Origin of the sequence: Pseudomonas sp. TMP9 (assembly GCF_037943105.1) — a bacterium.
In the GTDB taxonomy this organism is placed as follows: domain Bacteria; phylum Pseudomonadota; class Gammaproteobacteria; order Pseudomonadales; family Pseudomonadaceae; genus Aquipseudomonas.
The window spans coordinates 1,595,881-1,619,921 of record NZ_CP149803.1 but is presented as its reverse complement, the minus strand read 5'-3'; the positions used below and the strand labels follow the sequence as shown (position 1 = coordinate 1,619,921).

Here is a 24,041-nt window from a genome sequence, read left to right as displayed (position 1 = left end):
CGAATGCCCCTGCTGGTCGTCATATTGTTCAAAGTAGAACCGCCGCTTTGTGAGCAACCGTTCTGGCTAAAACTACGGCGCTGGGTTGAGTCAGCGCCGTAGGTGTTACTGGTTTAGCAAACAACCGTGAATCAAGTACCGCTTTGCAGCAACATATTACGTACGTGGCCGATTGCCTTGGTTGGGTTGAGACCCTTAGGGCAAACGCTTACGCAGTTCATGATGCCGCGGCAACGGAAAACGCTGAACGGATCATCTAGTGAAGCCAAACGCTCTTCGGTCTTGGTATCACGGCTGTCAGCCAAGAAACGATAAGCTTGCAGCAACGCGGCAGGACCCAGGAACTTATCTGGGTTCCACCAGAACGATGGGCAGCTGGTGGAGCAGCAAGCGCACAGAATGCACTCATACAGTCCATCAAGCTTCTCGCGTTCTTCTGGCGACTGCAGACGCTCAATGGCCGGAGCCGGCGTATCGTTCTGCAAAAATGGCTGCACCTTCTCATACTGCTTGTAGAAGATGCTCATATCCACGGCCAAGTCACGTATGACCGGCAGACCCGGCAAAGGACGAATGACCAGCTTGCCGCCTTTGAGACCTGCGACCGAAAGTGGCGTAATGCAGCCCAAACCATTCTTACCATTGATGTTCATGCCATCAGAGCCGCAAACGCCCTCACGGCAGGAACGACGGTAGGACAGGGTTTGATCCTGCTCTTTGATCAGGGCCAGTACGTCGAGGACCATGACGTCTTTACCGCCGACGTCGACTTGGAACTCCTGCATAAATGGCGCTGGATCCTGCTCTGGGTTGTAGCGATAAACGCTGACTTGCAACATATCAGTCACCCTTAATAAGTCCGAACCTTGGGTTCAAACGCTGGAACTGTCTTCGGCGTTAAATTGACGGCACGCTTGGTCACGCGCTTGTCACTCGGGAAATACAGGGAGTGACACAGCCAATTTTCGTCATCACGCTCTTCAAAGTCTTCGCGGGCATGGGCACCACGGGACTCTTTACGAGCCTCCGCCGCCACCGCAGTTGCATCGGCAACTTCGAGAAGGTTTTGCAGTTCTAACGCTTCGATTCGCGCAGTGTTAAACGCCTGGCTCTTATCCGCGATCTTAACGTTCGCGATCCGCTCACGCAGGTCGGCCAATTGTACGATGCCCTTCTGCATGTATTCGCCAGTACGGAACACACCGAAGTAGTTTTGCATGCAGTTCTGCAGTTCTTTACGCAGCGGCGCAACGTCTTCACCCGTGGTGCGCTCGTTGACGCCAGCCAAACGCTTCAGGGACAGCTCAATGTCAGTTTGCGAAGCGCCGCGCGCTTCAACGCCTTCTTTAAGCGCTTTTTCCAAGTGAATACCGGCCGCACGACCAAACACCACCAAGTCCAGCAGCGAGTTACCGCCCAGACGGTTAGCACCGTGTACGGATACGCAAGCAACTTCACCGACTGCAAACAGACCGTCGATAATCTTGTCGTTACCCTGAGCATCCTGAGTAATAGCCTGACCATGAATATTGGTCGGCACGCCGCCCATCATGTAGTGGCAGGTCGGTACAACTGGAATTGGCGCAACAACCGGGTCAACGTGGGCAAACGTCTTCGACAACTCGCAGATACCTGGCAGGCGGCTGTGCAGCACCTCCTCGCCTAGGTGATCGAGCTTGAGCATCACATGATCGCCATCCGGGCCACAGCCGTTACCGGCGAGGATTTCCTTGACCATGGAGCGGGCGACTACGTCACGACCCGCCAAATCTTTGGAGTTGGGCGCGTAGCGTTCCATGAAACGCTCACCGTGCTTGTTGATCAGGTAGCCGCCTTCACCGCGGCAACCCTCGGTCACCAAAGTACCAGCACCGGCAATACCTGTTGGGTGGAACTGCCACATTTCAATGTCTTGCACCGGCACGCCAGCACGCAAAGCCATGCCGATACCGTCGCCGGTATTGATCAGGGCATTAGTGGTGGACGCATAGATGCGACCAGCGCCGCCAGTAGCCAGCACAGTGGCTTTGGAGCGGATATAGACGGTTTCGCCAGTTTCGATGCAAATAGCGATGGTGCCAACGATTGCGCCGTCTTGATTTTTCACCAAATCGACTGCGTACCACTCATTCAAGAATGAGGTGCCAGCTTTCAGGTTGGCCTGGTAAAGCGTGTGCAACAGGGCATGACCAGTACGGTCAGCTGCGGCGCAGGTGCGGGCTGCCTGGGTCGGATCATCCGGCCCTTTAGACTGACCGCCAAACGGGCGCTGATAGATACGGCCCTGTTCGGTACGGGAGAACGGCAGACCCATATGTTCCAGCTCGAATACCGCTTCTGGACCTACGGAACACATGTACTCGATCGCGTCTTGGTCACCGATATAGTCGGAGCCCTTAACGGTGTCGTACATGTGCCAGCGCCAATCATCATTTGGATCAGCCGAGGCGATGGCGCACGTAATGCCACCTTGGGCAGAAACAGTGTGCGAGCGGGTCGGGAAAACCTTGGTCACCACAGCAGTCTTGTGACCACCTTGGGCCAATTGCAGCGCGGCGCGCATGCCGGCGCCACCGCCACCAATAATAATGGCGTCATACGAAAGAGTAGGAATAGTTGTCATGAATCAGTTACCCCAAAGAATCTGCACGCCCCAGGCAAAGAACGCGAACATGGCAACGCCACACGCAGCCTGAAACAGAAAACGCACGGCAGTCGCCCACTTACCCAGCGCCATCGGCGTCAGGTAGTCGGTGGAAATTGTCCACATGCCAACCCAGGCGTGAACGCTAAGCGCCAGCAGAGTTAACAGGCTAAAGATGCGCATTGCGTTATTGGAGAACAGCGAATGCCACTCGGCATAACCCAGACCTGGGTTAGCTATTACAAAGCCAAGCAGAAACAGCACGTAAGTCGCGAGAACGACAGCAGAAACACGCTGCGCCATCCAGTCATATAGACCTGAACGCGAGAAGTTCGTGACGTTGGTTACCATATCCACACCCCCAGCAACACAATCACAATCGCCGATATGACGAGAACAATTTGCGAGCCCAGTTTGCCGCCTTCCAGCGTCTCACCGACACCCAAGTCCATGATCAAGTGGCGTATGCCTGCCACCAAGTGGTAAAGCAGAGCGGACAACAGACCCCAAATCACGAACTTAGCCAGCGGGCTGGACAAGGATTCTTGCACCTGGGCAAAGCCCTCTGCAGAGGTCAGCGACTTGTCGAGGCCATACAACATAATGGCGATACCAACAAAGAGGATGACACCGGAGATACGGTGAAGAATGGAAGTGTAAGCAGTGAGTGGGAGTTTGATAGTCCTAAGGTCGAGGTTTACAGGTCTTTGGCTATTCACGGCTTTTTCATCACACTGAGAGCCCCTAACAATCCAGGGCAAAGTTGTCGGGAAGTGCACTGGTCAGGTACCCATCACCCAAGGAGTGACAACCACCAGATTACGGGCATACAGCCCGCGGTAGTTGGGAAAAGAGTATAGACAGTTAGGTTACTAATGACAATGCAAAGCACCCTACCTAATAGCGCATTGCGCACTGTTTAAAAATGTCGTAGAGCACCGCTTGCAAGCGCCGAAATGGCCCGCAAACCCTTCTGCCAGCTGGGTTTTCGCAAATTGACATTCGAATTTATCTCACTATAGTGATGCGGGCCCTACGTGGGGGCAGTCTGATGATTTCAAGCATAACTAGGAGGCCACACATGGCTGACAAAAAAGCGCAGTTGATCATCGAGGGCGCAGCCCCCGTCGAGCTGCCCATTTTAAGCGGCACCGTTGGTCCCGATGTAATTGACGTGCGGGGCTTAACCGCCACGGGCCGTTTCACCTTTGATCCTGGCTTTATGTCCACCGCCTCGTGCGAGTCGAAGATCACCTACATCGACGGCGACCAAGGCATCCTGCTACACCGCGGCTATCCTATTGAACAACTTGCTGAGCAATCCGACTACTTGGAAACCTGCTACCTGCTGTTGAACGGCGAACTGCCGAATGCAGAGGAAAAAGCCACTTTCGTCAGCACCATCAAGAACCACACTATGGTTCATGAGCAGTTGAAGACCTTCTATAACGGCTTCCGCCGTGACGCCCACCCAATGGCCATTATGTGTGGCGTAGTCGGCGCCCTCTCGGCTTTTTATCACGACTCGCTGGACATCAATAATCCGCATCACCGCGAAGTTTCGGCCATGCGCCTAATCGCCAAGATGCCAACCATCGCCGCCATGACCTACAAGTACTCAATGGGTCAGCCGATGATGTACCCGCGTAACGACTTAAATTACGCGGAAAACTTCCTGCACATGATGTTCAACACCCCGTGCGAGATCAAACCGATCAGCCCGGTGCTGGCTAAGGCGATGGATAAAATCTTTATCCTGCACGCTGACCATGAACAAAACGCCTCAACTTCTACCGTGCGCTTGGCAGGCTCTTCGGGTGCCAATCCGTTTGCCTGTATCGCCGCAGGCATCGCTGCACTATGGGGCCCGGCACATGGCGGCGCTAACGAAGCCGTGCTGGCTATGCTTGACGAGATTGGCAGTGTCGACAACATCGACACTTTTATCGCCAAGGCCAAAGATAAGAACGATCCCTTCAAACTGATGGGCTTCGGACATCGCGTTTACAAAAACCGTGACCCACGCGCCACCGTGATGAAGCAGACGTGCGATGAAGTATTGAAAGAACTGGGCATCACCAACGATCCTCAACTGGCGCTGGCCATGCGCCTAGAAGAGATCGCCCTAACCGATCCGTACTTTAAAGAACGCAACCTGTACCCGAACGTCGACTTCTACTCAGGCATCATCCTCAAGGCTATCGGCATTCCGACCAGCATGTTCACCGTGATCTTTGCTCTGTCACGGACGGTTGGCTGGATCTCGCATTGGAAGGAAATGCTCTCGAGCCCTTACAAAATTGGCCGCCCACGCCAGTTATACACCGGATACACGCAGCGCGATTTGAAAAAATAATCCAGCGTGTACTGCAAAAAGGCTGCCTTCGGGCAGCCTTTTTCATATTTGGGGCGTTGGCTTTATTGCTGTTCGGCCAGCTCACGCAGGCCCAACAGCGTATTGAATGGCGCATCAACAACGAAGGTATTGGCCAGCCACGCCGGCACGTTGCCACCCGGATCAGAATGAACTTGGTAGACCACCTCAATCTCATCACCACGCGGCGTGAAAGTCCAAAAACCTTCAACCTTACTGACGCGAACAAGACCGGGCTGACGCGGCAAATAATCAGCAACGCCACGCAGGGTTCGTGTTATCGAACCGTCAGCATCACGCACCGTCTTTACTTGCACGATTGAGTCGCGTGACCGTACCGGCCAAGGCGTGCGGAAACGACTGTAGGCCCAGCTCAGATCCCCCTGATGCTTGAGTAGCTTCTGCTCGCTGCACGCATGAATCCAAGCGCACGCCGCATTAACGTCATTTTGCAAGGCCAATAACCGCGGCATGTCCACATGCATCCGGGTGACCCCGCGAAAGGCTTGAAAGCTTGAGCCGGGGATGGCCTGCAGATAAACCTGAATACCCGCCTCATCCTTGACCAAGCGCCACTGCGCTGCCTGCGCGCTATTGATGAGCAGCACTGCCGCCATGCCCAATAACGCCCGCGTACACCTATTCATAATGTCCCCTGCAACTCATAAACCAATGCTGCAGCTTCAAACTACAACTGCGGTGCTCTGCTCTAACCAACCCAGTAACTGCATGGCCTGGGCTGTATTGCTGCCGCATACATACTCAGCCGCCTGGAACGCCGAACAGACCGCAGGGCGCTCGGGCTGACCAAATATCAGGCAGTGGTTATCCGCGCTCAGTTGCACACAACGCACCCCGGCAGGCTTGCCAGTGGGCATGCCGGGGATCGGAGAACTAATCGAGGGAGCAATGCAGCAAGCACCGCAGCCGGCACGGCAATTCATAAAGGGTAAACCTCGGGGTAAGCAAAACTGAAATTCAGCAGGAACAGAAACATCCACTGCAACCCGCCATAGCGCTAACGGTCGACCCTGCCGGGTAAAGCTCAGCTGCAGATTGATGACTAAGCGTCAGCCTGAATGGGGCATTTACCCTCAATTAGAGTGACGGCCCTGCAGCCGGGCTAACAGGCTTGAAGTGTCCCAGCGGCTGCCCCCCATGGCCTGTACGTCAGCATAAAACTGATCGACCAGCGCCGTGACTGGCAGTTGCGCGCCGTTGCTGCGCGCCTCGGCCAGAAGAATCGCAAGGTCTTTACGCATCCAATCCACGGCAAAGCCGTGCTCAAACTCACCGGCCAGCATGGTTTTATGGCGATTTTCCAATTGCCAAGACTGCGCCGCACCCTTGCTGATCACCTCCATCGCGCCCTGAGCATCAAGCCCGGCACATTGAGCAAAATGCAGCGCCTCAGACAAACCCTGAACCAGCCCGGCGATACAGATTTGGTTAACCATTTTGGTCAACTGGCCGCTGCCAGCCTCGCCCATCAACCGGACCATGCGTGCGTAGACCTGAATAACCGACTCAGCTTTGGCATAAGTCGCTGCATCACCACCGACCATAATGGTCAAAGCGCCATTCTGCGCACCTGCCTGACCACCAGAAACCGGCGCATCAAGAAAGCCTAATTGCAGTGCTGCGGCTTGTTCGGCTAATTCTCGGGCTACCTGAGCAGACGCCGTGGTGTGATCAATCAGCACTGCGCCCGGACGCATGCCAGCAAAAGCGCCCTGCTCGCCCAATACAACGCTGCGAAGATCGTCGTCATTACCCACGCAAACCATTACAAATTCAGCATCCAAAGCCGCTTCACGCGGGGTAGGCGCATGGCTGCCAGCATACTCGGCAGCCCACTGCACAGCTTTGGCTGCCGTGCGGTTGTACACACGCACCTGATGCCCCGCGCGCGCTAAATGCCCAGCCATCGGGTAGCCCATTACGCCCAAACCGATAAATGCAAGCTTTGCCATATGCACCTCAACCTCAATCACCTGTAAGCCTGCTGCCAGTCAGGCAAACAGCCTTGTTTAACTGTGCATCGGTAACACTCAGCCGATACGAATCTGACCGCAAGCATGCCCGCCACATAGGGTAAGCGCCAGCACAGCCGTGATCCAAAACTGTATTAATGCACTCAGACAAATCATCCACATCAATAAATACCCTGCCGCTAAGGGTTTTATCAGCGCAGATCGAACGCCGAGAATTGCCGCAGGTCTTAGCAGCGCAAAGCAGATGACGAAAAAAAAACCCTTGGGCATACTTACTCGGCCTTTTATCAATTGCCAGTGCAGTGGCGCGACTTTAAATCCCTCTTCTAAGGAATTACAGATGTTCAAGGTCAATGAATATTTTGATGGCACCGTAAAATCCATTGCTTTCGGCATGGCCGAAGGCCCTGCCACCATTGGTGTGATGGCCGCAGGTGAGTATGAATTTGGCACCGACCAGCTGGAGATCATGCATGTAGTCGCTGGTGCCTTGAGCGTAAAACTGCCTGGCAGCGAGAGCTGGGAAACCTTCACCAGCGGTAGTCACTTCACCGTGCCGGCCAACAGCAAGTTCCAGCTCAAGGTCGCCGCTGATACCGCCTACCTATGTGAATACCGTTAAGCCTGAAAGTCTTGGCAAACCGGATGTTTACTGGTGGCCTCTCAAACATTAAACCCAAGCTTACGCACTAAAATTAAACCCGATGCCCGCCCGAGTATCGGGTTTTTTGCTTTGTTGCCTGGGCACTTAGCAGAGCATCTAGATGATCATGTGACCAATTCTGCAGCCTGCTAATGAGCTTGATTGTGCTAGAGCCGGGGCTACCATGCCCGCCGCGGCCCAGCGCCGAACGATCGATAGAAGCAGCGAGACTTATGACCAGTATTCGCGAACGTAACAGAGAGCTGATTTTACGCGCAGCCAGTGAAGAGTTCGCCGACAAAGGCTTTGCTGCCAGCAAAACCAGCGACATCACGACCAAGGTCGGGGTGCCCAAGCCCAACGTTTACTATTACTTCAAGTCGAGACAACACCTCTACTGCGAGGTGTTGGAAAGCATTATTGAGCCCTTGCTGCAGGCCTCTTCACCGTTCAATCAGCTTGGCAAACCTGCCGATGTGTTGCGCGCTTATATCCGCTCGAAAATCCGTATCTCCCGTGAACTGCCGTCAGCCTCTAAAGTGTTCGCTAGCGCGATCATGCAAGGCGCGACTCATCTTACTGCCTAGCAAACAGCGCAACTGAATGCCCAAGCCAAGCACAATATTGCTTGCATCCAAGCTTGGATTGATCATGGCCTAATGGCCGAAGTTGACCCGCACCATCTGCTGTTCACCATCTGGGCCGCGACCCAGACCTACGCCGACTTTGACTGGCAAATCTCCACCGTGACCAGAAAAGCCACCTTGGATGAAGCTGACTACGAAGCCGCCGCGCAGACCATCATTCGCCTGGTGATCAAAGGCTGTGAAATTGAAGAAAACCAACCTATGGCCTCAGAGCACGTCACGCTTAACTGAGCGGGTGGCAGTCAGCCCCTTTGCAGCAGCCCACTTGCTGGCGATGAAGGCAACGCGCTGACGCCTTCAGCTCTTGCGTCGCCCTTTCTGGATCACCCCCGCATGCGCGGTAAGTGCAACCGACTCCACCGCCCGGATGACGCATTGCTCATGGATGTCGAACGTGAGTAAGCAATACCGTAGGATGAGTCGGAGCGCGCAGGGTGAGCCTGTGATACCCAACAGGAAGCGAGAACCGACTAAATGGGTATCGCTGCGCTCATCCTACACACCCCTTTCGATCTGCCCGGTAAAACAGTGTCACGGCCTGTTTGCCGGGTGGATCGATTCTAGTGCGCAGGACCGTCACATAAGACCCTGCGCACTAGAATTGAAGCTGGTCCAGACTTAGAGAGATCGCCATGCCTATCGATCCGTCTTTCAATCCAACTTCTCTGCTGCACGAGCTGTTCGCCAGCGCCATCAACGCCGCCCATCCGCGCCACGTTTTGGCAAATTACCTCCCCGCAGACCGCAGCGGCCGCGTCATCGTCATTGGTGCCGGTAAAGCGGCCGCAGCCATGGCTGAGGTAATCGAGCAGGAGTGGCAAGGCGACGTGTCCGGCCTGGTAGTGACACGCTACAAGCACGGTGCCAATTGCCAGAAAATTGAGGTGGTTGAAGCCGCGCATCCGGTCCCCGATGATGCGGGTGAGCGTGTCGCCCGCCGCGTCTTAGCGCTGGTGAGTAACCTCAACGAAAGCGACCGAGTGATCTTCCTGCTCTCCGGCGGCGGCTCGTCCCTGCTCGCCCTTCCCGCGGCGGGCATCTCGCTCGCTGACAAGCAGGCAATCAACAAAGCGCTGCTGAAATCCGGGGCCAGCATTGGCGAGATGAACTGCGTGCGCAAACACCTATCAGCCATAAAGGGCGGGCGCTTGGCGAAGGCCAGCTGGCCGGCCAGCGTGTACACCTATGCGATTTCTGACGTGCCCGGTGATGAAGCGACAGTCATCGCCTCCGGCCCGACCGTGGCCGACCCCACCACCTCGGCCGAGGCGCTGGCGATTCTTGCCCGCTATCAAATAGAAGTCCCCGCCAACGTGCGCAGCTGGCTGCAAAGCCCCGAGTCGGAAACAGTCAAACCCGGCGACCCGTGCCTGACGCGCAGCCACTTCCAGCTAATCGCCCGCCCACAACAGTCACTGGATACCGCTGCGGCGGTGGTGCTCGCAGCAGGTTTGCCGGTGCTGATTCTCGGCGACCTGGAAGGCGAGTCGCGCGAGGTGGCCAAGGTCCACGCTGGCATCGCCAAACAGGTGGTGTTGCATGGCCAGCCGATCAAGGCGCCCTGCGTGATTCTCTCCGGCGGTGAAACCACCGTCACCGTGCGCGGCAGCGGCCGTGGTGGGCGCAATGCCGAATTTTTGCTCAGCCTCACCAACAGCCTTAAGGGCTTGCCGGGCGTGTATGCCTTGGCCGGTGATACTGATGGCATCGATGGCTCGGAAGATAACGCCGGGGCTATCATGACCCCAGACAGCCACGCCCGGGCCGCCGCACTGGGCTTAAGCAGCAGTGATGAGCTGGACAACAACAACGGTTATGGCTACTTCGCCGCCCTCGGCCAGTTGATCATTACTGGACCGACCCGGACCAACGTTAACGATTTGCGCGCCATTCTTATTCTTGAAGGTTCTCCCCCAACGATCGCCGAAAAAAAGTAAAAACCTCGCGCCCCTTGGCTATGCGATTAAAAACATCGCTAAGGTCCGCCAGCTGGTAGAAAACGGTGCCAATTTGTTTCGCCTGAATTTCAGCTACGGTGAGCACACCGATCACGCCGAGCGTTACCATTGGGTGCGTGAAATCGAAAAACAGCTGAACACCCCGATCGGCATCCTCATGGACCTGCAAGGGCCGAAACTGCGCGTTGGCAAATTTGCCAAGGGCAAGGTCATGCTGGAGTTCGGGCAAAGCCTGCGCTTGGACCTAGACAAGACCCCAGGCAACAACGAGTAGGTCAACCTGCCGCACCCAGAAATTATCGAAACGCTGCAGCCGGGCATAAGCCTGCTGCTCGATGATGGCCGCTTGCACCTGCAAGTCTCCGCTTAACACCGTGATGCCGTCGATACCCAGGTGATCGCCGCGACTTGACCTTTAGCCTAGAGCTGGCGGCCGAATGGGTCGCACTGTCGTTTGTGCAACGCCCGAACGGCATCATCGAGGCACGCGATATGACTACAACGCCGTGCTGGCGGCTATCGCCCTGAGCCGGGTGCATCGTCAAGTTTGGTTGCCGGCTCTTGGCATCGCGTTGACGCTAGTGCTGCAACCGGGCTTCAGCACACTCGGCTTATCCGCGTAGACCATGCCTTTTATTCTTACTTGCTGGTTGATACGTGCGAGCCAACGGCTGCTGCGTAACGTCACAAACGACTGCAGACCGCTGCCGCTTCGCCAGGACAAAAGCTTGCATCGGCAGGATAAAACTCCCTAGGCTGCGCGTTTAGTCGTTGGTCTTTTGCCGTTGGTTTTGACAACCCCGGCGCAAACGGAGCTGCCAGAACGCCATGGATACGCCGCAAAATCTGCGTCAACGCCTGTACAGCATCATTTTTCATACCGATACCCCGGCTGGACAGCGCTTCGACCGCTACCTGCTGCTGACCATTCTGGCCAGTCTGGTGGTGGTGATGCTTGACAGCATCGACAGTATTCACAGCCAGCACGCAGGATTAATGGCCGGTATTGAATGGGCATTTACCGCACTGTTCGCCATTGAATACGCGGTGCGCTTGTATTGCTCACCTAAGCCGTTGCGCTATGCCTTTAGCTTCTTTGGCCTGATTGATTTGCTGGCGATTTTGTCGGGCATACTCGCGCTGTTTTTCGCCGACAGCCAGTACCTGCTGATCATCCGCGTGATCCGCATGTTGCGGGTATTTCGCGTACTGAAGCTCAGCCCTTACTTGCGCCAAGCTAATTTTCTGCTGACAGCATTGCGCGGCAGCAAGCAGAAAATCATCGTGTTTTTCGCCGGTATCGCCACCTTGGTCACGGTGTTCGGCACGCTGATGTATGTCATCGAAGGCCCGGCACATGGCTTTACCAGCATCCCCAAAGGTATCTACTGGGCCGTGGTCACACTGACCACGGTCGGGTTTGGCGATATCGTGCCGCAGACGCCATTGGGCCAAGCACTTTCGACCCTGGTAATGATCACCGGCTACTCAATCATCGCCGTACCCACCGGCATCTTTACCGCCGAACTGGCCAATGCCATGCGCGGCGATGAATTGAGCCACGAGTGCCCCAGCTGCGCCAAAGACACCCACGAACCTGCAGCGGCCTTCTGCAACCGCTGCGGCAGTTCGCTGTTTCCTCGGCAAGGCCAACAAGGTTAGTTGGCCTGCGCTGACGACAGCGCAGAGCTCTGCCCTTTTCCAGCATCTTTTGCTTGGAGAGCCGCTGTCAGCCGCGCTCGATCGGCGTTGACGTAAGCTCGAAGGGGCTGTTGCTGCGGCGCTGATTGCGGTCTTCACGCGGGGTGGCACCGAAGAAGTTACGGTAAGCGCTGGAGAAGTGTGGCCCGGAGGAAAACCCGCAAGACAGGCCAATCTGGATGATCGATTTGCTGGTTTGCATCAGCAATTGGCGGGCTTTGTTCAGGCGCAGTTCCAAATAGTACTGGCTGGGCACGCGGTTGAGGTATTGCTTAAAAATTCGCTCCAGCTGACGGCGTGACACGCACACATGCTGGGCAATTTCATCGGTGGTCAGCGGCTCCTCGATGTTGGCTTCCATCAGCAGCACCGCCTGAGTCAACTTGGGATGGCTGGAACCCAGACGGTTCTGCAAGGGGATGCGCTGACGCTCGCCGCCTTCACGGATGCGTTCCACCACCAACTCTTCCGAAACCGCACCGGCCAGTTCGGCCCCATGGTCGCGGGCCAGTAAAGCCAGCAGTAAATCGAGCACCGCTAAGCCGCCGCAGGCACTCAGGCGGTCGCGGTCCCAGTCAAACAAGTGGCTGGTCGCAATAACCTTGGGGAAGCGTTCGCTAAAGTCATCTTGCCAGCGCCAGTGCACAGAGGCGCGGTAACCATCAAGCAAGCCTAATTGCGCCAGCGGATAAACCCCGGCGGCAATAGCACCGATCACACAGCCGCCGCGCACCACCTGTTTAAGCGCCGCAGAGAGCGCGGCGGGCATTGGTCCGGGCGGTTCATCAGCCAGCAGGAAGAGCCTGTGACAGCCTTCAAGCTTGCCCACCCAAGACTCACCCGGCAGCCGCCAAGCCTCGTCGAGCGGCGCTTCAGCCTGCAAAAAGAGCAGTTCATAGACCACTTCAGGATGGACGCGCTGAGCGACGCGCAGCGCCTCCTCAGCCAAGGCTAACGTCAGGGGTTTAGTGGAAGGCCAAAGCAGGAAGCCAATTCGGTGGGCATTCATGGTCGCAGTTTAGGCTCTGTTGGCAATTATTAGCATCACTAGAATGGCTGCAGGTGTTGCCACGGGTTATTTAAGGCTGCCCGAGAGGAACTGCTGCAGACGTTCGGATTGCGGATTAACGAGGACTTCACGCGGGCAACCGCGCTCTTCCACCACGCCTTTGTGCAGGAAGATCAGCTGATTGGACACCTCGCGGGCAAAACCCATTTCGTGAGTCACCACCACCATGGTGCGGCCTTCCTGAGCCAGGTCCTGCATCACCTTAAGCACCTCACCGACCAACTCCGGGTCAAGAGCTGAGGTTGGCTCATCAAACAGCATCACCTCAGGCTCCATGGCCAGTGCACGGGCGATGGCCACACGCTGCTGTTCGCCACCGCTCATATGCGCCGGGTAGGCGTCTTTGCGATGAGCGACACCGACTTTGTTGAGGTAATGTTCGGCTTTTTCTAAGGCGTCTTTTTTACTCATGCCAAGCACATGCACCGGGGCTTCCATGACGTTTTCCAGGGCGCTCATGTGCGACCACAGGTTGAAGTGCTGAAAGACCATGGACAAGCGCGAGCGCATACGCTGCAACTGCTTGGCATCAGCAGCCTTTAGACCACCGTCCTTGTTTGGCACCAACTTCAACTCTTCGTTATTAAGCAGAATTTTGCCGCCATGGGGCTGCTCAAGCAGATTGATGCAACGCAGAAAGGTACTTTTGCCCGAGCCACTGGAACCGATAATGCTGATCACATCACCGGCCTTGGCCGCCAGCGATACGCCCTTCAATACTTCGTGGCTGCCGTAACGCTTGTGCAGGTCCTGGACTTCGAGTTTGAACATGGTCAGAGTCTCTTTACGAATACGTGGAAGGTCAGGACTTGCGCGGCGCCAGGTATGCCAACCAGCGCCGTTCGGCCAGCTTGAACAAGCGCACCAGGATAAACGTCAGGCACAGGTAGAACAGGCCGGCAGTGATAAAGGCCTCAAACGGCAAGTAATATTGCGCGCTGACGGTACGCGCCGCGCCGGTGATATCAACCAAGGTGACGATTGAGGCCAGCGACGTGGTGTGCAGCATCATGATCACTTCATTGCTGTACTGCGGCAGCGCGCGACGCAACGCCGAAGGCAACAGGATGCGCCGGTACAGCTTGCCGCGTGACATGCCCATGGCCTTAGCAGCTTCGATCTCGCCATGCGGGGTGGACTTGAGGCTGCCAGCCAAAATCTCGGCGCTGTAGGCGCTGGTATTGATGGCAAACGCCAGGCAAGCGCAAAAGGTGGCGCTGGACAGATAGGGCCACATAAAGCTGTCACGCACGGCCTCAAACTGGGCCAAACCGTAATAAATAAGAAACAGTTGCACCAGCATCGGCGTACCGCGAATCACATAGGTATAGAGCCAAGCCGGAAAGTTCACTAATGGCGATTTTGATACGCGCATCAACCCCAAGGGGATGGCCAACGCCAGGCCGCACGCTAGGGAAATCAGTAGGATTTTCAGGGTGACCAGTACGCCGCCAAAATACAGCGGCAGGCTGTCCAAAATTACGCTGAAGTCAAAAATCATGGCTGCGCTTCCCCGCTCACAGATCGGCGGCTTTGATGCCGACCGAGTAACGTTTTTCCAGGTAACGCAAGGCCAACAGCGACACACTGGTCAGCACCAAGTACAACCCTGCAACCGCGAGATAGAAGGTAAAAGGCTCACGAGTGGCGTCTGCAGCGCTCTTGGCCTTGAACATCATGTCTTGTAAGCCGACCACAGAAATTAATGCGGTGGCCTTGGTTAACACCAACCAGTTATTGGTAAAGCCTGGGATGGCGAAGCGAATCATCTGCGGCACTAAAATACGAAAGAACACCTGCAGGCTGCTCATGCCATAGGCGGCGCCCGCTTCAGACTGACCTTTGGGGATGGCCATAAAGGCCCCGCGAAAGGTCTCCGACAGGTAAGCGCCAAAGATAAAACCCATGGTGAATACGCCGGCAATAAAGGGGTTGATATCGATGTAATCGTCGTAGCCGAGCATGGGAGCAACCCGGTTCACGATGTCTTGGCCGCCGTAGAAAATCAGCAAAATCAAGACTAAATCAGGAATCCCGCGGATCACTGTGGCGTAAGTTTCGCCTAACAGCGCCAGCCACTTGATCGGCGATAAGCGTGAAGCTGCGCCCAACAGCCCCAAGACGATGGCAACTGCCATCGACGTCAGCGCCAGAATTAGGGTGAGCCAAGCACCCTCCAAAATGGTCGAGCCATAGCCGTTGAGCATGCTCTGCATACCTCATGCAAACGCCAGGCGGCGCGCGGGAGTGCAACAAAAAAGTGGCGCAGACCAAGGTAACCAAGGCCTACGCCACCTTCAGTAAAGGCGACGCAGGAAGAGCAATCAGTCGCCGTAGACGTTGAACTGAAAGTATTTGTCCTGAACGGCTTGGTACTTACCATTGGCGCGGATGGCCAAGATGGCGGCGCTGATTTTATCAGCCAGTGCTTTGTCGCCCTTGCGAACGGCAATGCCTTGACCTTCGCCGAAGTATTTAACATCGGTAAAGTCCGGCCCTGCAAACGCAAACCCTTTGCCGGCGTCGGTTTTCAGGAAGCCGTCATCGATGTTCACCGAATCAGCAAGGGTGGCATCCAGGCGGCCAGAGGACAGGTCCAGGAAGATTTCATTTTGCGAGCCGTAACGTACGATCTCGGCACCTGCTGCAGCGAAAACATCGGTGGCGTAGCGGTCATAAACCGAGGAGCGCTGCACGCCGATCTTTTTACCTTTCAAGTCAACGGCCGGGTCTTTCAGCTCAGTACCTGCCTTCATCGCCAGCTTGGCAGGCGTGGCGTAGTACTTACCGGTGAAATCCACTGACTTCTTACGGTCTTCGGTGATGCTCATCGAGGACAGCACGGCGTCGAATTTGCGTACTTTCAGTGCAGGGATCAGCCCGTCAAATTCCTGCTCGATCCATTTGCATTCAACCTTCATCTCTTCGCACAGGGCGACGCCGATGTCGTAGTCGAAACCACTGATGGCACCTTCAGGCGTTTTGAAGGCGAATGGCGGGTAAGCCGCTTCAATGCCGATACGCAGAGGCTTGGCCTCTTCAGCCATGACCAGCGGCGACAGCATGGACAGCGCCAGGGCGCCGAGAAGTGCAATCTTCTTCATCGTGTGACTCCTTCGAATGGGTATGGCATCAGGTGGCAGAGCATGTCGGTGACTGCATCCAGCCTTGCGTAAAATGTAGTGAGTCGCCGCTAAGCTGCGCAGCACGCAGGCACAAGCAGCCCCAACCGGGTGAGCGGCATTCTAGCGACAGCTCGAAAGTCGATATTTCTTCAATGCGACAACTAATTACAAAAGGCCCGGACGGGTGCAGCGGGGATATTGACAGCCGGCAAAAACAATGGGCCGGCAGAAAAGACTTTTAACCCATCACAAAAGCAATTAATGCGCCATTTTAATCAAGACCCTTTGATCATTGGGCTTGGCTGGCGATTGTGTGTTTAACCGCTGAACACGTTGCGCACCCTATCAGGGCAAAACGTTCCCGCACACCTCATAAAAGTGCGCCCTGTTACCGCTCAATACAAAACCAAAATACGCCTATACCTCAACAAAACCCGACTTTTCGCCGTAACCGCGGGCAATCCATTGGTTGATAGCGCCTTAAACGCACAACGCCCTGCCCGGCTTGTGGCCGAAACAGGGCGTTGCTTGCAGGCAGGCTAACCGAAGTCAGGCCACCTGCATCTCGCGGTGAGTGTCGATAAGGTGCTGCACCACGCCAGGATCGGCCAGCGTGGAGATGTCGCCGAGTGCATCGTATTCGGCGGTTGCGATCTTGCGCAGGATGCGGCGCATGATCTTGCCCGAGCGGGTTTTCGGCAGGCCAGGGGCCCACTGAATCACGTCCGGCGAGGCAATCGGACCGATTTCCTTGCGCACCCAGTTTTTCAACTCTTGGCGCAATTGCTCGGACGGCTCTTGGCCGTTGTTCAAGGTGACGTAAACATAAATGCCTTGGCCTTTGATGTCGTGTGGCACACCCACCACGGCAGCCTCAGCGACCTTCGGATGAGCCACCATGGCGCTTTCAATTTCAGCAGTGCCCATGCGGTGGCCAGAGACGTTAAGCACATCATCCACACGCCCGGTGATCCAGTAGTAACCATCTTCGTCGCGACGCGCACCGTCACCGGTGAAGTACATGCCTTTGAAGGTTTTGAAGTAAGTGTCAACAAAACGGTCGTGATCGCCATACAAGGTGCGCGCTTGGCCCGGCCAAGAGTCGATGATCACTAAGTTGCCCTCGACAGCGCCTTCAAGCAGGTTGCCGAGGTTGTCCACCAACGCCGGTTGCACGCCGAAGAATGGCCGGGTTGCCGAACCCGGCTTAAGTGCGGTCGCACCCGGTAGCGGGGTGATCATGATGCCGCCGGTTTCGGTCTGCCACCAAGTATCAACAATCGGGCAACGTTCTTTGCCAACGGTGCTGTAGTACCAGTTCCATGCTTCCGGGTTGATCGGCTCACCCACCGAGCCAAGCAAACGCAGGCTGGAGCCATCGGCACCGGCAACGGCCGCATCACCCTGTGACATCATCGCGCGGATGGCGGTCGGTGCGGTGTAGAGGATATTGACCTTGTGCTTATCGATGATCTTCGACACCCGGGAGATGTCCGGGTAGTTGGGGATGCCCTCAAACAACAAGGTCGTTGCGCCATTGGCCAGCGGGCCGTAAACGATATAGCTGTGACCGGTGACCCAGCCCACATCGGCGGTGCACCAGTAGATATCACCCGGCTTGTAATCGAATACGCGCTCATGGGTCATGGCCGCATACAGCAGGTAGCCACCGGTGGTGTGCTGCACACCTTTTGGCTTGCCAGTGGAGCCTGAGGTGTAGAGGATAAACAGCGCTTCTTCTGCGCCCATTTCCTTCGGCGCGCAATGGCTGGAGGCCACGGCCATCAAGTCTTCGTACCAAATATCGCGGTGCTGGTTCCACTTGATATCACCACCGGTGCGTTTGCACACGATGACTTTCTGAATGCTCGCGGTTTCCGGGTTGGTCAACGCATCGTCAACGTTGGCTTTCAGTGGGATTTTCTTACCGCCACGCAAGCCTTCATCGGCAGTGATGACCACCTTTGACTGACAGTCGATAATCCGCCCAGCCAATGCTTCTGGGGAGAAGCCACCGAACACCACCGAGTGGATAGCGCCGATGCGGGCGCACGCCAGCATCGCCACCACCGCCTGCGGGATCATCGGCATATAAATGGTTACGACATCGCCGCGGTGCACGTCCTGGCCACGTAAGGCATTAGCGAACTTGCACACTTGCTCGTGCAGTTGGCGGTAGGTGATTTCTTCGTGCTCAGAGGGGTCATCACCTTCCCAGATGATCGCCACCTGATCGCCACGCTCTTCTAGATGGCGGTCGAGGCAGTTGTAGGACACGTTCAAAGTGCCGTCGGCAAACCATTTGATATCGACACGGTGATCGTCGAAGGAGGTTTGCTTGACTTGGGTGAACGGCTTGATCCAGTCCAGGCGCTGAGCCTGCTCGCGCCAGAAGCCATCGGGGTTGATCACCGACTGCTGGTACATGGCTTTATAAGTGGCCTCATCAGTCAGCGACTGGGCCGCAAACTCTGGGCGTACGGGATACAAAGACGCAGCACTCATTAGAAACACCTCGATGGATAGTTGTTGTTCTATGCCCCATTTTGTAGCCAGCAGGCCACTGCAGGGCCATTCGACCATGGTCTTAACGCGCCGCAACCTTAGTCTAAGTGGCTGACTTGGACATTTTGCGAGCTAATAAACTTGGGTGCGTGAAGCACTGCAGCTCACCAGAGCTTAGTATCAGGCGAGGCCAGCCGCTACCTATCGCTTAATTCAAACGTAAGCGCTCCATAAACCCCATCTACCTCTGATGGGGTTTGGCCGTCAGTATGCGGATGTCGGCGGGCAGTTCCACGGCAGCAGCGCTTCGTAGTCTTCGACACTTTTGGCCAGCGGCAGGCGTTCGAGGATGCGGCGCAGGTAAGCGTAGGGTTCCTGGCCGTTGGCCTTGGCGGTTTCGATCAGGCTGTAGATTTGCGCGCTGGCCGTGGCGCCCTTGGGCGTGTCGCTGAACAGCCAGTTCTTGCGGCCGATGACGAAGGGCCGGATGGCACGCTCGGCGGCGTTGTTGTCGATGGGCAAGTGGCCGCCTTCGACGTAGCGCGCAAGCCGGCTCCAGTTGTGGGCCAGGTAGTTCACGGCTTTGCCCAGGGCGTTCTGGCGGGTGACCTGGGGCTGGGTTGTCTCCAGCCAGGTTTTCAGTTGCGCGAGGATTGGCAGGCTGTGTTGCTGACGGCCCTGATGGCGTTGCTCGGCGCTGGCGTCCTTGAGCTCGCGCTCGATGCCGTAGAGTTTGTTGATCAGGTTCAACGCCACGTCGGCCCGCCCGGTCTTGCCCTTCGGCTGCACCTTCTGCGCTTCGATAAATTTACGCCGCGCATGCGCCAGGCAGGCCAGACGCTCGACGCCCGCTTGCGCGGCCACGGCGTTGTAGCCGGCGTAGTCGTCGGTCATCAAATAACCACGGTAGCCGGCGAGCAGGCGCAGCGGCACGTCCTGCGCACGGCTGGTTGTGTAGTCGAAGAGGATCACTGGCCTGTCTGGCGGGCCGCCGGTTTGCACCCACATCCAGGATTGGCTGCTGGGGTCGCGCCCCGGCTCTTTAAGCACCTGCACACGGGTTTCGTCGCAGTGGATCACTGGCCCCTCCAGCAGCCAATCGCGCATCAGGTTGAGCAGCGGTTGCAGATGGGCGCCGCACTGGATCACCCAAGCGCCAAGGTCTGGCGGGGGATGTCGATGCCGTGGCGGTTGAGGACCTTCTCGAAGCGATACAGCGGGGTGCCGTCGACAAACTTGGTGCTCAGTAGCATCGCCAGTACGCTGGGACTGGCCATGCTCTTTTCGATTAGTTGCGCCGGCTTATCGGCGGTGATCGGTGCGGCTTCGCAGCCCTTGCAGCCGTAAGTTTTGCGGATGTGTTTGATCACCCGGATTTGCATCGGGATGATCTCCAGCTGTTCGCTGGTTTCCTCACCGATGATCTGCTTACGGCAACCGCAGGCGCAGGTCAGTTGGTGCTCGGGCAGCTCGTGGATGACTTCGACGCGCGGCAGCTCCGCCGGCAGCGGCTTGCGCTTGCCACGACGTTTAACCGGGGCGACAACCTCTTCCTCGACGTCATCGGCAACGGCTTCAGGCGCGGCTTCGACCAGGCTTTCGGCTTCGTTGAAAATCTCCAGCTGCGGCGAATCGGGGTCGATGGTCTGCTCGGATTTGCGGCCGAACAGGCGCTGGGTCAGCAGGGTGATTTGTTCGCGCAATTGCAGAATCTGCCCATCCTTCTCCGACACCTGCCCATGCAGCGACAGCAGAAGCTGTTTCAGCAAAATAGGATCGTCAGGAAGGGTTTCGGGCATGGAAATCATGCCGTGGATTATACCGATTCAGGTGACGAAACGCGGGGTCAAAACCTTGTGAGGGCGGTTACGCCACAGATCGATACCGTCCAAAACCAGTTCAATTCCTGAGCCGTCATCACGATGGCATCCTCGCCGGGATCGGGGTGCGACTTGAACCTTTCAGCGTCCAAACGCTTGAGCCACAAGCAGAAGCCGTTGCGCTCCCAATACAAAATCTTCACCCGGTTGCGCGAACGGTTGAGGAATACGAACAACACCGGGGCGAACACCGCGACCTTGATATCCAGCTCGACCAGGGCAGCCAGGCCATCAATGGACTTTCGGAAGTCGACAGGCTTGGGGTAGAGATAGACTTTTTCGACTTTTGCATCAGGGCGCATCATGAGCGGGCTCCAGAAAGAAATCGGGAACACAGCATCAGGTCGCGCTTGGATCATTTGAAGGTGGGGTTTATGGAGCGGTTACATTCAAACAGCCATGGCTCAAGCCGCCGACCAAAGATGAGCTCTGCTGTAAAGCGCTTTTGATAGCGCGCAGAGTCCGAACCAGGTTGCTCATCCAGCACCGGAAACCGATCAAACGTTGCATGCCAGCGTTGCGCCAGGTTGATGCTCTGTACACCCGGTGTATCAGCTGAGACCGACAGCCAATAGCAAGCGTGTTCGGTAGGCATAAGCCAGCAACAGCGCATAAAGCCCTAGGGCAGCATGGCGTTGATCGACGGGTTGATGCTGAAGAGCTGCCCGAGCATGGCGACGTTCAGCACAAAGTAGGTAAACGCCACCAAAGCGGCGAGCGTGCTGAAATAAGCCGACGCATCCCTCCGCTGAATAAACAGCACCGAGGCAAATGACGCCAAGCTGGCCGTTATCAGAATGGCCACTTGGCTGAGAGTGCTGAACAGCCCCCAGAACTGATACAACCAAAACAACACACTTGCCGACAACGCCAGCGCATCAAGGAACGAAGCAATGCGTATGACTGGCGATAACTGGCGCGTGTGCAAGCTGTGATCAATATCGAAAGCGGCTAGGTAGCGCTTGAACAACTGCTGCTGATACCTGTGATGGCCGGCGCGGTGCCCCTCGCTTAAGGTCAGCACCTGCTGCGATTCAAGACGTGCCAGTTCGCAGTTGAATACACCGATATCATCGACACGCTACTGCGCATCTCTGCGGTTTATGGTGCACATAGCCATCCTTGCTGCAGCCTATCAGGTGATCGGCAACTCATGCTCTAGCAGGCCTGCGCCCGACTAAACTTGCCTCACCCAGCGTTATTGGACACTGCCATGAACGAGCGACACAGCGCCTTGCTTGACCGGGCGCTGCCCAGCAAGTCACCTGCCGACACCTGGGCCAAATTGTGCTGCGAACACGCACTGCTGGCCGTCGAGCAAGGCTGTTACGGTATCGGTGCGGTTCTGATCAATCAACAGCAGGAACTGCTCTGCAGTGCGCGCAATCAGGTGTTTACTGAAGGCCACTACCACAGCGGCGGCCATGCCGAGATGCGCGTACTGGATCAGCTTGAACAGCATCACCCTCAGCTCAAGCGCGACGGCCTGACGCTCTATGTCAGCCTGCAGCCCTGCTTGATGTGTTATGCACGCATCCTGCTCGCCGGCATCACCCGCGTGCGCTACTTGGCCTGCGACAAACCCGGCGGCTTTAGCAAGCAACGGTTACCCGCCGCCTGGGCCGAACTGGCGGCACGCACCTCCATCAAGCAGGCCAGGGTCAACCCGTACTGGATCAACCTGGCCGAACAGGCAGTCAACACCCTGCAAGATCGCAGGGCGTTGCGTGAGCGGGTGGTCGCCGCATGGCAGGGCATGATACCGGACTAAACCCTACTCCTTACCCACGCCATGCTGGCGCAGTTTGTTGGCAATGGTGGTGTGTGAAACGCCAAGGCGTTTACCCAGCTGGCGGCTGCTGGGGTGATCGTAGAACAGACGCTCGAGCACGGCTTTTTCAAAGCGCCCAAGAATGTCGTCCAGCCCGCCTTCCACTGAAAACTCGCCCAGCGGCTGTGGCGCGCCGTAATCAGGCAGGCGGATGTGTTCGCCCTTCACCACGCCGTTTTCGCACAACGACACCGCCTGAAACAGCACGTTCTCTAACTGACGCACATTGCCCGGCCAGTGATAATGGCCGAGTTTGTCCAGCACCTGCGGTGCCAGTTTGGGCAGCGGGCAACCGATCTGTCGGCTGGCTTGATCAAGAAAATGCTCAACCAGCGGAGGCAGGCCATCAAGGCATTCGCGCAATGGCGGAATATGCAGGCTGAGCACGTTAAGGCGGTGGTACAAATCTTTGCGAAACTCGCCCTTGGCGCACAACTCAGACAGGTCAACTTGGGTCGCGCACATCACCCGCACATCCAAATACACCTCTTCATCACTGCCCACTCGGCGAAAGCAGCCATCTTGCAAAAAACGCAGCAATTTGGCCTGCAAGCGCGGGCTCATTTCGCCGACGCCATCGAGAAACAGCGTGCCGCCAGCGGTGAGCTCTAGCAGGCCCAACTTGCCTTCCGGGCGCGCGCCCTCAAAAGCGCCAGGGCCATAACCGAACAGCTCGGTTTCGGCCATGGATTCCGGCAGCCCAGCGCAGTTCAGCGCCATAAAGGGTGATTGCCCGCGCGGGCTGGCCAAGTGGCAGGCGCGCGCCAACAGTTCCTTGCCGGTGCCGGTTTCGCCCTCAATTAACAGCGGCGCATCCAGAGGTGCCATGCGCCGCGCTTCGCGCACCACCGCTGCCATGATTGTGGAGCTCTGGAAAATCGAGTCAAAGCCGCGCAGTTCTTGTTTACGTACGTTATAGATCCGCTCACCCACGCGATCGGCGCGGTGCAAGGTCAATACCGCGCCGGCGAGCGCATCACTTTCATCGTGCTCGGTTTGCAACGGGGCAATGTCCGCGAGAAACACGTCACCTTTAATCTTCACGCGCAGGCCATTGATTCGCGATTTATTAGTGCGCACCAGCTCTGGCAGGTCGAAATCCTCGGCGTAACGCGACAGCGCAATGCCCGGCACCTCATCCACGCGCACGCCCAGCAGCTGCGCGGCGCTGCGGTTGGCGGCAACAATTGAGCCACCCATATCGATGGACAACACGGGGAAATCCAGCGCGCCAAGCAATGCATTCAACTCTAAATGCCGCCGTTCGCTGGGCATCAGGCCCACACGTTTAACGCCGAATACCCCGGCAATGGCCTCAAACTTGGGTCGCAACGATTGGAATTGCAGGTTGATCAAGTTCGGGCAATGCAGATAGATGGCATTACCCTGCTCGCCGCCGACCTCGCCTCGGGCGACGTTGATGCCGTATTCGACCAGCAGATTGAGGATGTCACGCAGGATGCCGACACGGTTCTGACAGTGGACTTTGATACGCATGGCACGGCTCTGATCAGGCTTGTTATTGGGCCACAACGCAAAACATCGGTGCGCATGGCAGATTATTCGTCAAGAATATGTGACAGATTGACGCAACCGCAAGACGATACTTCGCCGCATTGCCGAATACGTAACCAATTCTTTACGGATTATCCGCTTCATCACGCAGCCAA

The 24,041-nt window shown here is 56.6% G+C and carries 21 protein-coding genes and 4 pseudogenes; 8 read left to right on the top strand and 17 right to left on the bottom strand.

Going from position 1 to position 24,041, the window contains the following annotated elements:
* Window positions 1–131: 131 nt before the first annotated feature.
* From WF513_RS07750 to sdhC, 4 genes are read right to left on the bottom strand one after another with little or no spacing between them, the layout of a single operon-like run.
* On the bottom strand, window positions 132–839 hold the full coding sequence (locus WF513_RS07750) for a succinate dehydrogenase iron-sulfur subunit (RefSeq protein WP_339083002.1): 708 nt from the start codon (window positions 837–839) through the stop codon (window positions 132–134).
* 11 nt (window positions 840–850) lie between these two features.
* Window positions 851–2,623 carry a succinate dehydrogenase flavoprotein subunit gene (sdhA, locus tag WF513_RS07745; RefSeq protein ID WP_339083000.1) on the bottom strand — a complete coding sequence of 591 codons (1,773 nt, stop codon included), beginning with the start codon at window positions 2,621–2,623 and terminating at the stop codon, window positions 851–853.
* A gap of 3 nt (window positions 2,624–2,626) precedes the next feature.
* Entirely contained in the window at window positions 2,627–2,995 is a 369-nt protein-coding gene (sdhD, locus tag WF513_RS07740; RefSeq protein ID WP_339082998.1) for a succinate dehydrogenase, hydrophobic membrane anchor protein, read from the bottom strand.
* A complete protein-coding gene (gene sdhC, locus WF513_RS07735; RefSeq protein ID WP_339082996.1) occupies window positions 2,989–3,363 on the bottom strand; it encodes a succinate dehydrogenase, cytochrome b556 subunit in 375 nt (124 codons plus the stop codon). Before sdhC ends, sdhD begins: the two co-directional genes overlap by 7 nt.
* A 362-nt stretch (window positions 3,364–3,725) precedes the next feature.
* On the opposite strand from sdhC, the gene gltA reads away from it, so the two are divergent.
* Window positions 3,726–5,000 carry a citrate synthase gene (gene gltA / locus WF513_RS07730; RefSeq protein ID WP_339082994.1) on the top strand — a complete coding sequence of 425 codons (1,275 nt, stop codon included), beginning with the start codon at window positions 3,726–3,728 and terminating at the stop codon, window positions 4,998–5,000.
* A 62-nt stretch (window positions 5,001–5,062) separates the two neighbouring features.
* On the opposite strand, the gene WF513_RS07725 is transcribed toward gltA, so the two are convergent.
* From WF513_RS07725 to WF513_RS07715, 3 genes are all read right to left on the bottom strand, one after another.
* Window positions 5,063–5,665 carry an START domain-containing protein gene (locus tag WF513_RS07725; RefSeq protein WP_339082992.1) on the bottom strand — a complete coding sequence of 201 codons (603 nt, stop codon included), beginning with the start codon at window positions 5,663–5,665 and terminating at the stop codon, window positions 5,063–5,065.
* Between the two features lie 36 nt (window positions 5,666–5,701).
* Window positions 5,702–5,962 carry a YkgJ family cysteine cluster protein gene (locus WF513_RS07720; protein WP_339082990.1) on the bottom strand — a complete coding sequence of 87 codons (261 nt, stop codon included), beginning with the start codon at window positions 5,960–5,962 and terminating at the stop codon, window positions 5,702–5,704.
* A gap of 150 nt (window positions 5,963–6,112) precedes the next feature.
* Window positions 6,113–6,991, bottom strand: a complete 879-nt coding sequence (locus tag WF513_RS07715) for an NAD(P)-dependent oxidoreductase (protein WP_339082988.1) — start codon at window positions 6,989–6,991, stop codon at window positions 6,113–6,115.
* A 361-nt stretch (window positions 6,992–7,352) separates the two neighbouring features.
* On the opposite strand from WF513_RS07715, the gene WF513_RS07710 reads away from it, so the two are divergent.
* The 6 genes and pseudogenes from WF513_RS07710 to WF513_RS07685 all read left to right on the top strand — a co-directional run bounded on the left by WF513_RS07710 (window position 7,353) and on the right by WF513_RS07685 (window position 11,922).
* Entirely contained in the window at window positions 7,353–7,634 is a 282-nt protein-coding gene (locus tag WF513_RS07710) for a pyrimidine/purine nucleoside phosphorylase (protein WP_339082986.1), read from the top strand.
* Window positions 7,635–7,888: 254 nt separating this feature from the next.
* Window positions 7,889–8,533: pseudogene (locus tag WF513_RS07705) on the top strand (TetR/AcrR family transcriptional regulator).
* 401 nt (window positions 8,534–8,934) lie between these two features.
* Complete coding sequence (locus WF513_RS07700; RefSeq protein WP_339082984.1) at window positions 8,935–10,239, top strand: glycerate kinase; 1,305 nt, start codon at window positions 8,935–8,937, stop codon at window positions 10,237–10,239.
* Window positions 10,202–10,755, top strand: a pseudogene (locus WF513_RS07695) (pyruvate kinase); the annotation flags it as partial. The gene WF513_RS07700 and the pseudogene WF513_RS07695, both read left to right, overlap by 38 nt.
* Window positions 10,756–10,757: 2 nt before the next feature.
* A pseudogene (locus WF513_RS07690) lies at window positions 10,758–10,880 on the top strand (urea transporter); the annotation flags it as partial.
* A 208-nt stretch (window positions 10,881–11,088) separates the two neighbouring features.
* Complete coding sequence (locus WF513_RS07685) at window positions 11,089–11,922, top strand: ion transporter (protein ID WP_339082982.1); 834 nt, start codon at window positions 11,089–11,091, stop codon at window positions 11,920–11,922.
* A 67-nt stretch (window positions 11,923–11,989) separates the two neighbouring features.
* Here the strand turns inward: WF513_RS07685 and argR are convergent, their stop codons facing one another.
* The 9 genes and pseudogenes from argR to WF513_RS07640 all read right to left on the bottom strand — a co-directional run bounded on the left by argR (window position 11,990) and on the right by WF513_RS07640 (window position 21,564).
* Window positions 11,990–12,970: a transcriptional regulator ArgR gene (gene argR / locus WF513_RS07680; RefSeq protein WP_339082980.1), complete on the bottom strand. Its 981-nt coding sequence runs from the start codon at window positions 12,968–12,970 to the stop codon at window positions 11,990–11,992.
* A 66-nt stretch (window positions 12,971–13,036) separates the two neighbouring features.
* Window positions 13,037–13,801, bottom strand: coding sequence for an ATP-binding cassette domain-containing protein (locus tag WF513_RS07675; protein ID WP_339082978.1), 765 nt, complete (start codon window positions 13,799–13,801; stop codon window positions 13,037–13,039).
* Window positions 13,802–13,832: 31 nt separating this feature from the next.
* Window positions 13,833–14,531, bottom strand: a complete 699-nt coding sequence (locus WF513_RS07670; RefSeq protein WP_339082976.1) for an ABC transporter permease — start codon at window positions 14,529–14,531, stop codon at window positions 13,833–13,835.
* Between the two features lie 16 nt (window positions 14,532–14,547).
* Complete coding sequence (locus tag WF513_RS07665; protein ID WP_339082974.1) at window positions 14,548–15,237, bottom strand: ABC transporter permease; 690 nt, start codon at window positions 15,235–15,237, stop codon at window positions 14,548–14,550.
* A gap of 117 nt (window positions 15,238–15,354) precedes the next feature.
* On the bottom strand, window positions 15,355–16,134 hold the full coding sequence (locus WF513_RS07660; protein WP_339082972.1) for an ABC transporter substrate-binding protein: 780 nt from the start codon (window positions 16,132–16,134) through the stop codon (window positions 15,355–15,357).
* Between the two features lie 570 nt (window positions 16,135–16,704).
* Window positions 16,705–18,660 carry an acetate--CoA ligase gene (gene acs, locus WF513_RS07655; protein ID WP_339082970.1) on the bottom strand — a complete coding sequence of 652 codons (1,956 nt, stop codon included), beginning with the start codon at window positions 18,658–18,660 and terminating at the stop codon, window positions 16,705–16,707.
* Window positions 18,661–18,924: 264 nt separating this feature from the next.
* Window positions 18,925–20,468: pseudogene (locus tag WF513_RS07650) on the bottom strand (IS66 family transposase).
* 38 nt (window positions 20,469–20,506) lie between these two features.
* A complete protein-coding gene (gene tnpB, locus WF513_RS07645; protein ID WP_339082968.1) occupies window positions 20,507–20,845 on the bottom strand; it encodes an IS66 family insertion sequence element accessory protein TnpB in 339 nt (112 codons plus the stop codon).
* 314 nt (window positions 20,846–21,159) lie between these two features.
* On the bottom strand, window positions 21,160–21,564 hold the full coding sequence (locus tag WF513_RS07640) for a DUF2157 domain-containing protein (RefSeq protein WP_339082966.1): 405 nt from the start codon (window positions 21,562–21,564) through the stop codon (window positions 21,160–21,162).
* 189 nt (window positions 21,565–21,753) lie between these two features.
* On the opposite strand from WF513_RS07640, the gene WF513_RS07635 reads away from it, so the two are divergent.
* A complete protein-coding gene (locus WF513_RS07635; protein ID WP_339082964.1) occupies window positions 21,754–22,311 on the top strand; it encodes a nucleoside deaminase in 558 nt (185 codons plus the stop codon).
* Between the two features lie 3 nt (window positions 22,312–22,314).
* Here WF513_RS07635 and WF513_RS07630 read toward each other — a convergent pair whose 3' ends face one another.
* Complete coding sequence (locus WF513_RS07630) at window positions 22,315–23,868, bottom strand: sigma-54-dependent transcriptional regulator (RefSeq protein WP_339082962.1); 1,554 nt, start codon at window positions 23,866–23,868, stop codon at window positions 22,315–22,317.
* Window positions 23,869–24,041 lie beyond the last annotated feature (173 nt).